Annotated in this window: 8 protein-coding genes; 4 read left to right on the plus strand and 4 right to left on the minus strand. The window is 72.8% G+C overall.

What is annotated here, in order from left to right:
• Nucleotides 1–3,002: penicillin acylase family protein (locus KDL01_RS34880; RefSeq protein WP_212532964.1), on the plus strand; the 3,002-nt coding region annotated here is incomplete at its 5' end.
• 66 nt (nt 3,003–3,068) lie between these two features.
• Here the strand turns inward: KDL01_RS34880 and KDL01_RS34885 are convergent.
• Both KDL01_RS34885 and KDL01_RS34890 read right to left on the minus strand, forming a co-directional pair.
• Nucleotides 3,069–3,536 (minus strand): pyridoxamine 5'-phosphate oxidase family protein, encoded by a 468-nt coding sequence (locus KDL01_RS34885; protein WP_212532965.1) that lies wholly within the window; start codon nt 3,534–3,536, stop codon nt 3,069–3,071.
• Between the two features lie 90 nt (nt 3,537–3,626).
• The gene (locus KDL01_RS34890) at nt 3,627–4,412 is read right to left on the minus strand and encodes a class I SAM-dependent methyltransferase (protein WP_212532966.1); all 786 of its coding nucleotides are present in this window, start codon (nt 4,410–4,412) and stop codon (nt 3,627–3,629) included.
• A 123-nt stretch (nt 4,413–4,535) separates the two neighbouring features.
• Here KDL01_RS34890 and KDL01_RS34895 point away from each other — a divergent pair, with 123 nt between their 5' ends.
• The 3 genes from KDL01_RS34895 (at nt 4,536) to KDL01_RS34905 (ending at nt 7,253) form a co-directional block, all read left to right on the plus strand.
• Nucleotides 4,536–5,366 (plus strand): hypothetical protein, encoded by an 831-nt coding sequence (locus tag KDL01_RS34895; protein WP_212532967.1) that lies wholly within the window; start codon nt 4,536–4,538, stop codon nt 5,364–5,366.
• A gap of 263 nt (nt 5,367–5,629) precedes the next feature.
• Nucleotides 5,630–6,442: a methyltransferase domain-containing protein gene (locus KDL01_RS34900; RefSeq protein WP_212532968.1), complete on the plus strand. Its 813-nt coding sequence runs from the start codon at nt 5,630–5,632 to the stop codon at nt 6,440–6,442.
• On the plus strand, nt 6,435–7,253 hold the full coding sequence (locus KDL01_RS34905; RefSeq protein WP_212532969.1) for a phosphotransferase family protein: 819 nt from the start codon (nt 6,435–6,437) through the stop codon (nt 7,251–7,253). The genes KDL01_RS34900 and KDL01_RS34905 overlap by 8 nt, the downstream gene beginning before the upstream one ends.
• On the opposite strand, the gene KDL01_RS34910 is transcribed toward KDL01_RS34905, so the two are convergent.
• Nucleotides 7,250–8,809: a GNAT family N-acetyltransferase gene (locus KDL01_RS34910; protein WP_212532970.1), complete on the minus strand. Its 1,560-nt coding sequence runs from the start codon at nt 8,807–8,809 to the stop codon at nt 7,250–7,252. The two genes, KDL01_RS34905 and KDL01_RS34910, sit on opposite strands and share 4 nt — an antisense overlap.
• Nucleotides 8,810–9,019: 210 nt before the next feature.
• Nucleotides 9,020–9,673: a maleylpyruvate isomerase N-terminal domain-containing protein gene (locus KDL01_RS34915; RefSeq protein ID WP_212532971.1), complete on the minus strand. Its 654-nt coding sequence runs from the start codon at nt 9,671–9,673 to the stop codon at nt 9,020–9,022.
• Nucleotides 9,674–9,859 lie beyond the last annotated feature (186 nt).

Below are 9,859 nucleotides of genomic sequence, written 5' to 3' on the forward strand. Positions count from 1 at the left end.
CCCCCGCCCGCCGCGGCACCCGCCGGCGCCGGCGCGTGTTCACGGCCGTGCTGGCCGCGCTCGCGCTCGTGGCCAGCACCGCGGCGGCCGGATCCTCGGCCGTCGGCGCGCGGGCGAGCGCGTCCGCGGTGACCGACGACTGCACCGCAGGGTCCTGCTACGACGTGCTGCCCCCGGGGGAGAACGGCGCCGAGACCCTCGCGCAGATCCTGCTGTTCAAGGCGTTCGGTATCCGCCCGTCCAACAGCGAGGACCAGCTCTCCGAGTATCAGAGCCTGGTCACCTCCTCCACCGGCCTGACCGACGCGCAGCTCTCCCAGTTCTACAACTCCTCCTCCTTCGGGGTGCCCGCGGCGAACGTGACCCGGACCGAGGCCCCGGAGACCGGGGTGACGATCCTGCGCGACAAGCTCGGGATCGCGCACATCACCGGGCAGACCAGGGCCGAGACCGAGTTCGGGGCCGGATACGCCGGCGCCGAGGACCGGCTGTGGGTCATGGACGTGCTGCGCCACCTCGGGCGCGGCGAGCTGACCTCGTTCGCCGGCGGCGACGCGGGCAACCAGGCGCTCGAGCAGAACCTGTGGCGCGGCGCCCCGTACACCGCGGCCGACCTGCAGGCACAGGTGACCGCGCTGGGCAACGACGGGACCGCGGGCGCGCAGGTCAAGACCGACATCGACTCCTACCTCTCCGGCGTCAACGCGTACATCGCGCAGGTGAAGGCGGCCGACGACTTCCCCGGCGAGTACGACCTCGCCGCCCAGTCGATGCAGCCGTTCACCGAGACCGACCTGATCGCGATGGCCGCGGTCATCGGCGCGCTGTTCGGCAACGGCGGCGGCGCACAGCTGCAGTCCGCACTGGTGAAGCAGGCCGCCGAGGAGGAGTACGGCACCACCGCCGGGGACGCGGTGTGGTCGGCGCTGCGCGAGCAGAACGACCCGGAGGCCACCGAGACCCTGCACGACGGCCAGTCATTCCCCTACGGTGAGGCCACCGGCGAGACCGGCCAGGCCATGCCCGACGCGGGATCCGTCCAGAGCGTCTCGATCGTGCAGAACGCCACCGGCACCGGCGTGTCCTCCGCGACGGTGCAGACTGCGAAAACCACGTCGAAGACCACCGCTAAGACCACCGCGAAAACCGCGACCGCGCAGACCACGGCCGCCTCCGCGACGGTGCCGGCGATCGCGGCGAAACCGACCGTGAAGCCTACGGCCAAGCAGCTGGCCGCGGTCGCCTCGCAGCTCCCGGTCTCGCTGCGCTCCAAGGCCGACGACCTCGCCGGGATCTTCGACGACGGCGCGCTGCAGGGCGTGGACCTGCCCGCGCCCGGCCAGCAGCACCCGGGGATGTCCAACGCCCTCGTCGTCTCCGGCGCGGACACCGCCTCGGGGCACCCGGTGGCCGTGTTCGGCCCACAGACCGGGTACTTCGCCCCGCAGCTGCTGATGCTCGAGGAGATCCAGGGCCCGGGCCTGTCCGCGCGCGGGGTGTCGTTCGCGGGGCTGAACTTCTACGTGGAGATGGGCCGCGGCCCGTCCTACTCCTGGTCGGCGACCTCCGGGGAGCAGGGCACGACGGACACCTTCGCCGTGCAGCTGTGCAACACCGACGGCTCCACGCCCACCGTCTCCTCCACCGCCTACGTCGACAACGGCGTGTGCACGCCGATGCAGCAGATCACGGCGAGCGACTCGTGGAGCCCGACGCTCGCGGACGAGACCGCGGCCGGGTCCTACACCCTCTCGATGTACCGCACGGACTTCGGGCTGGTCGAGGACCGCGCCACCATCGGCGGTAAACCCGTGGCGTACACGGTGCAACGCTCGACGTACATGCACGAGGCGGACTCCGCGATCGGGTTCATGATGTTCAACGACCCCTCGACCATGTCGACCCCGGCAGGGTTCGAACAGGCCGCCTCGAACGTGGACTTCGACTTCAACTGGTTCTACGTCAACTCCGCGCACACCGCGTACTTCAACTCCGGGCTCGACCCGGTACGCGCCGCGGGCACCGACCCGAACCTGCCGCTGTGGGGCACCGCCGCGGACGAGTGGCCGAGCTGGAACGCGGCCGCCGGCACCTCCCAGGACCTGCCGGCCGCCAGCCACCCGAACTCCACCGACCAGGACTACTACGTGTCCTGGAACAACAAACAGGCCAACGACTACTCGGCGGCCGACGGCAACTACAGCTACGGGCCGGTCCAGCGCGTGGACCTGCTCAACACCGGGATCGAGAACTACCTCGCGACCGGCTCCAAGTTCACCGAGTCCGCGCTCGTGAAGGTGATGGAGACCGCCGCCACCACCGACCTGCGCGCCAAGGAGGTCCTGCCGCTGCTGCTGCAGGTGATCGACTCCTCGCCGGTCACGGACACGACCCAGGCGTCCCTGGTCGCGGAGCTGACCACGTGGGCGAACGCGGGCTCGCAGATCCTGCCGACCTCGGCCGGGGCGAGCAGCTTCCAGAACTCGGCCGCGATCGAACTGCTCGACGCCTGGTGGCCGCTGCTGCTCGAAGCCGAGTTCCAGCCGGGCATGGGCACCAGCCTGTTCGACGCCCTGGACGCGGACATGCAGACCAACGACTCGCCCTCGGGCGGGCAGGAGATCCCGGTCGCGGGCGCGGTCGCCTCCGACAACGCCGCGCAGTCGCACAAGGGCTCGGCGTTCCAGTTCGGCTGGTGGGGCTACGTCAGCAAGGACCTGCGTTCCGTGCTCGGGCAGTCGGTGACCGATCCGCTGCCGGTGGCGTACTGCGGCGGCGGGAGCCTGAGCGCGTGCCGCTCGGTGCTGCTCTCCTCGCTCTCGGCCGCGGCCGCCGAGTCCGCCTCCACGGTCTACCCGGCCGACGCGTACTGCTCGGCCGGCGACCAGTGGTGCGCCGACTCGATCGTGCAGGACCCGCTGGGCGGGATCACCGACCCGCAGACCACCTGGCAGAACCGCCCGACCTACCAGCAGGTCGTGCAGTTCGCCACCGGCGGCTGACACACCGACAGCACCATCCGTACCACCCGCACAGCCCGCACGTCCGATACGCCGACGGCGCCCGGCTCACCCGAGCCAGGCGCCGTCGCGCATCAGGGTCCTGCCCTTGAGCTCGTTGGCCTCGCGCCAGGACTGCACGGTGAGCGGGGTGACGAGGTAGAACGCGTACGCCCCGGCCTTGCCCGCGGCGTCCTCGCGCGGGTCCCAGGAGTGGCGGGCGGCGAAGGCGTCGCCGAGCGCGCCGGGCAGGTCGGCGGCCGCGACGGTCTCGACGGCGCCCTCGATCAGCACGACGTCGCGGGTGGCGCCGAGCGCGATCCGGATCCGGCCGGAACGCGCGAGGTTGCGGCCGGTGACGGAGCCGGCGGGGGTGGACAGGACCAGGCGGTGTTCGTGCCAGAGGAACGAGAGCGGGATCTGGCACACCTCGCCGTGCTCGTCCGCGGTGGCGACCCACGCGTCCATCTCGGTGGCGAGCAGGTGCAGGACGTGCTGCTTGCGGGTCGCCGCGTCACGCGGCGGCTGCACGGTCACATCGGTACCTTCTTCCCCTCGGCCTTACCTGTCGGTGCCTGTCAGTGCCTGTCAGTACCCGGATCCCGGGAATGCCAGCCGGTCACGTTATCAGTCACGCGCCTCGGCGGGTGTCGGCTGCTGGGCCGGGGCGATCGCCGCGACGGTGATGATCTCGCGGCTGACGGCCGGATCGTAGGCGTTCCCGGCCCAGTCGCCGTGGCGGCGAGCGGCGCTCAGGCCGGCTGCGGCCAGGAACGCGTCGAGCCGGTCGTGGCCGAGGAAACGCAGCACGCTGCGGCTGGTGCGTGGCGCGGGCCACGCCTCGCTCGCGTACGTCTGGGTGAACTCCACCAGCTCCCCGCGTACGCCCACGAGCCTGGTCTCCTCCCGTACCGCCGCGCCGTCGGGGGTGTGCGCGAGCGAGCGGTCCCCGTCCCACGCCTCCCATGCGCGCGCGGCCGGGTTGCGGGTCTCGAACACGAACCGGCCGCCCGGGGCGAGCAGTGTGCGCACGGTGCGGAAGAACGCGTGCAGCTCCTCGTCCCCAATCAGGACCTGGAAGGCGTGCCCGGTCATCACGACCAGGTCGAACACGCCGAGGCCCGCTGCGCCCAGCGCCTGCGGCAGCGTCCCGGCCACCCACTCGACCGTCCCGCACGCCGCCCGCGCCACACCCAGCATCCCCGCGCCCGGGTCGAGCCCCACCAGCCGGCCGGTATGCCCGGCCGCGCGGGCCAGCCGCAGCAGCTCCCCGGTGCCGCAGCCCACGTCCAGCACCGACGTGCACCGCAGCACCATCGGCAGGTAGAAGGAGAAGTCCTCCCGGCCCCGGCACAGCTCGTCGTAGAGCGCGGCAAGCTCCGGGTCCGTGTAGTGCGCGTCGGGTTCGGCCATGACCCCACCCTGACACGCACGCGCCGTGCGCGCCGGAGTCGGTGTCGATGTCCGCGTGGGTGGCGTCGCCGCCGCCGTTTTAACGCGGTGACAGGACGGGGCCGGGCGTGGTCGACTGCGCGGATGCTTCAGCGAGAACTGATCGCCGCGGTCCGCGCGGCCGCCACCGCCGACGCCGGGATGGACGCGGCGCTGATGTACGGCTCGTTCGCCAAGGGCGAGGGGGACGCGCACAGCGACGTCGAATTCTGGCTCTTCCTCTCCCCCGACGCCCACGCCCGTACCGACCCGCGCGCCTGGATCGCCGCCCTCGGACACCCCGTGAGTTACGTCCTGCGCAACGAGTTCGGCGCGCACGTCGCGTTCTTTGACGCCCTGGTACGCGGCGAGTTCCACTTCGCCACCACCGACCAGTACGACGAGGTCGCCACCTGGCCGGAACGGGCCGCGCCGGCCGAGGACATGATCGTGCTCGACCGCTCCGGCCGCCTGGCGACCGCGCTCGCCGCCCTGCCCGAACGCATGCCGCTGCCCCCGCCCGGGGCGTTCGTCGCCGAGTACTGCGACCCGTGGGCGAACTGGCTGGTCCTGGCCGCGCACGTGCTGCGCCGCGGGGAACTGCTGCGCGCCCTCGACGCGCTCGGCCACGCACAGCGCCACCTGCTGTGGATCGCACGCCGCGCCGAGGACGCGACCGGGCACTGGCTCACCCCCTCGCGCGCCGCAGAACGCGAACTCGACCCCCGGACCCTCGCCGCGCTCTACGCCGCCACCGCCCCGGCCGACCCAGTGCTCATCGCCGCCGCGCTGCGCGCCGCACTCGCCGAGGGCCGCCGCTGCTGGCGCGCACTGGCCGAACGTCACCCGGGCGAGACCCCGCCGCCGCCAGAGGACCTGCTCGGAGCGCTCGAGGCGCTGCTGCGCGACACTCCGCAAGCACACCGGGGTTCCTGAGCGGACCTCTCTGGGGCAGGGTTCGTGCTGTCCTGGCAGCGTGCAGACCGGCCGACAGGTGCGCTTCGGCGGCTGGCTCCTGCTCGCCGCCGGAGGCGACCACGGGGTAGGGGCGACCACGGCGTAGAGGTGTTCGAGCTCGTCGGTGATCGCCTGGAGCCTGTGGGCGAACCCACGGACCACCCGTAGAACCGTCGCGGCGCCGGGTCTCAGAGCTGATACTCGGTGGCACGGGAGCGGGCGGTGCGGCAGGATGGCCGTCCGTGAACGCACGATCCCGAACCTTCGACGAGTTGGTGGCCGAGGCCGACGCCGTGTCCGTGGACGGCTGGGACTTCTCCTGGCTCGACGGGCGCGCGAGCGAGCAGCGCCCGTCCTGGGGCTACCAGCGGCAGATGGCCGCCCGCCTCGCCCGCGCCCGTGCCGGGCTCGACCTCGACACCGGCGGCGGGGAGGTGCTCGACGGCGCCGAACGGCTGCCGCCGGTGATGGCCGCGACCGAGTCGTGGCCGCCGAACCTGGTGCGCGCCACCCGCCGGCTGCGCCCGCGCGGCGTCGTGGTGGTCGCGGTCGAACAGGACGGGCCGCTGCCGTTCGCCGACGGCGCCTTCGACCTCGTCACCACCCGCCACCCGGTCGCCAACGACTGGCCCGAGATCGCGCGGGTGCTCGAACCCGGCGGACTGTACTTCTCCCAGCAGGTCGGGCCCGCCAGCGTCATCGAGATCATCGAGTACTTCCTCGGCCCGCAGCCCGACGCCTCCCGCTGGCGCGACCCCGAAGACGCCCGCACCGCAGCCGAGGCGGCCGGGCTCGAGGTCATCGACCTGCGGCTCGAGCAGCTGCACACCGAGTTCCGCGACATCGGCGCGGTCGTCTACTTCCTGCGCAAGGTCATCTGGATGGTGCCCGGGTTCACCGTCGCGCAGTACCGCGACCGGCTGCGCGACCTGCACGAACAGATCGAGGCCGAGGGCCCGTTCCAGGCCACCACGACCCGGTTCCTGATCGAGGCCCGCAAACGCCCGACCGCGGACGCCGACGCCGACGAGCACGAGGGCGGCGAGCATGTCTGACACCACGTCCGAACTCGTCCTGCTCGCCAGCGGCCGCGACGCCGACGTCTACGCCCTCGACGACGCCACCGTGCTGCGGCGCGTACGCAACCCCGAGCACTCGCGCACCCGCGACGAAGCGAAGATCATGGCGTACGTGGCCGAATACGGCTACCCGGTACCGCGGGTGCACCACGTCGACGACGACAGCATGGTGATGCAGCGCCTGGACGGCCCGACGCTGCTCGAGAACCTCTTCCGCCGCCCCTGGACCCTGCGCGCCAACGCCCGCATCCTGGCCGGGCTGCACGACGCACTCGCCGCGATACCGGCGCCGGACTGGCTGCCCCCGGCGGAACAGCCCGCGCAGGCGGAATCGGGACCGGAACCGGGACCGGAGCTCCGGGCTGGGTCCGAATCCGGGCTCGAATCCGACGCGGGGTCAGATTCGAGCCCGGGGGCGGGCTCGGCCCAGGCTCAGGCCCAGGAGCCCGCGGGCCCGTTCGGCAGTGTGCTGCACCTGGACCTGCACCCGGGCAACGTGATCATCACGGCCGACGGCCCGGTCGTGATCGACTGGACCAACGCCGCCTCCGGTCCCGCCGCGCTCGACCTCGCCAAGACCCTCGTCACGCTCACCACGGTGGATCTGCCCGGCTGGCCGCAGCGCCTGGTGTGCGACCTCTACACCTGGGCCCTGCGCCGTGCCGCCCACACCGACCCGTCCCCGGGCCTGGCCCCCGCGCTGCGCGTGAAGCTGCAGGACCCGAACCTGTCCGAGACCGAGTCAGCCCGCGTGCGCACGATGCTCGAACGCGAGACGCGGTCCTAAGGCGCGTCCTGCCCGGCGCACTCGGACACGGCGAACCCGGACTCTGCGCACCTGGACTCTGCGCACTCGGACTCGGCGAGTTCGGCGAAGCGGGCGACGGGGAGCGGCTGCGTCATCCGCCGGCACACGTAGACCTTCTCGTACTCGGCGCGGGCCTGCTTCTCGTGCTCGCGCGCCGCGTGGGCGAAGACCGCCATCGGACGGTAGGGCGGGCGCTCCCCCGTCATCCGCACCCCGCCGTCGTAGCCCGAGTACACGTGCAGGTATGTGAAGTCCTCAGTGAACCCGATGCGGGTGTACCAGCCGATCGCGGCCTCGTCCTCACGCGTCCACGCGTCCAGCACCTGCGCGCCGCTTCCGGCCAGGCGCGTGCACGCTTCGCGCAGCAGCCGGGTCGCCAGGCCCGCGCCCCGATAGTCCGGCAGCACGCACACGCACTCGATCGTCGCGAGCTCCCCGCGCACCGCCACGTCGAGAATCCCCACGACGACGTTGCCCTCGTCCACGGCGACGAGCTCGACCACGCAGTCGGCCTCCTGCGGCTCCTTGCTGGTCCACACGTCGTCGTAGTAGCAGGTGTCGAAGAACGCGTTCAGCCGGCAGCGCAGCCACGACTGCTCGTCCGACGCCCGGTACGCGCGGATCTCAGGCGGCGCCAGCCTCAGCTTCGCCGCCGTCAGACCGCGCTCGTTGTGCGACGCGTCCGGGAACCCGGTCAGCTCGTTCACCGAGATCCGCCACGCGAAGTACGTGGCCTGAACCGCCCACCGCCACCGCAGCAGCACCTCCAGCGCCCGCTCCGCCTCGCCCGCGCCCACCGCGCCACGCTCGAGATACCCGGCCACCAGCGCATCGGCCCGACCGATCCCGCCCGCGTACATCACCGCCGACGCCAGGTCGTACACGCGCGGCCCGACCAGGTACGCACCCCAGTCGATCACGCCGCACTCCCCGGACGCGCCGTCCAGCAAGAACGCGTCAGGCGCCGGATCCCCGTGCAGGCCACCCCACGTCAGCGCCGCCGCGTCCAGGCCGGCCGCGCACTCCCGCACCCGGGCGAGCGCCGGGCGCACCCACGCACGCACCCCCAGATGCGGGCCCTGATCGATCGCCGGGACCAGCTCGGCGCGCGGCGTGGCGGTGCCGAGCGCCAGGTGCGCAAGCGCGAGGGTGTCCCCGATGCGCCGCAGGTCCGCCTCACCGCGCCCGTGCACCGGTTCCCCCGGGACGTGGCGGAGCAGCGCGAGCACGTGCCCGTCGGACGCGGCCGTGACCGACCCGTCCGCAGCCGGCAGCGGCGCCCCGGCGGCAAGGCCTGCCGCCTCGACCCGGGCGGCCGCCTCCAGGCCCTGGGTGAACTCCTCGCCGGCTGACGCGGCGACAGCCTTGGCGACGTATCGGCGCTCGCCGGACGTCACCGCCCACACGTGGGAGTTGAGACCGCCGGCCAGCGGCGTGATCTCGGCGCCGGGCAGCGACCAGTGCTCGGCGAGCAGCGCGGCCAGACGGGATGCGGGCAGGGACAGGGACAGGGGTACGGAGGGGGATGCGGACATGCGGGATCTCTCCACTTCGACACGCGGAAGTTTGATGACGCGACGCCGCTTCGATGACGCGACGTCACAGCGCACGGCCGCGGGCGCGCGGACGGCGCGGCGGCGGTGCGAACCAAGGAGAGACCAGATCAACGCACGGCCGGGATCCTAGATCGGATCCCGGCCGCCCACAAGCGAATATGCCGCGCGCGCCCCCCGACGCCGCGTTTGTCAGAACGCGGCGATCGTCTCCGGCGCCCGCTCGGCCCGCGAGAGCGTCCGCAGGACCGCGAGCGAACCGTGCCGCCGCGCCGAGACCCGCAGCAGCAGGTCGTTCACCGTCGCGTACGCGGACTCCGCATACTCCGGCGTCGCCACGCCCAGGCTCACCGCGAGGTCGTCCCCGTGCACCAGCAGCTCCATCAGCCGCGTGGTGAGCACATCGGCGGCGGTCATCGCCCGACCCTCCACCCACGGCATCGCGATCACCGTCTCCGGCTCCACCTCGCCCGACGCCAGCAGCTTCGCCGCTTCCTCGCGCGCCAGCGCCGTCAGCCGCGCCTGCTCCCCGGCCCCCGCCTTCGCCCGCTCCTCACCCGCGTCCCGGATCCCGAGATTCACCGGCGCGTCCAGCCCCGCACCCACCCACGCGGCCCGCGCGTAGTGCTCCAGCAGCGGCGTCACCACCGCACCCGGCTCCGGACGCGGCGCGGCCAACGCCAGACGGCCGCTCTGCACCTGCCAGCCCAGGTGGGCCGCCAGACCCCCGATCGTGAAACCGGCCAACGCACTCGGCTCGCCCCAGCGCTCCGCCACCGCCCGCGCACCGATCAACTCCACCGCCGCGTCGGCGGCCGCCAGGAAATCCTCGAAGATCGTCACCATGAACCGGAAGACTACGCGCCCGAACATTTGTACGCTAGGGAACCGCGAACCGGCATCGCGCGCGCCGCGATAATCCGACCGCGCCGACCTGACGACCCGTCACCTGTGGTACCCATGACGCACCAGCCCGCTCCGCCACCGCCCAGGCCCCCGCACCCGCGAACCGAGCGCCGCCCCGAGGAGACC

It is taken from the genome of Actinospica durhamensis (genome assembly GCF_018139695.1).
GTDB classification, from domain to species: Bacteria; Actinomycetota; Actinomycetes; order Streptomycetales; family Catenulisporaceae; genus Actinospica; species Actinospica durhamensis.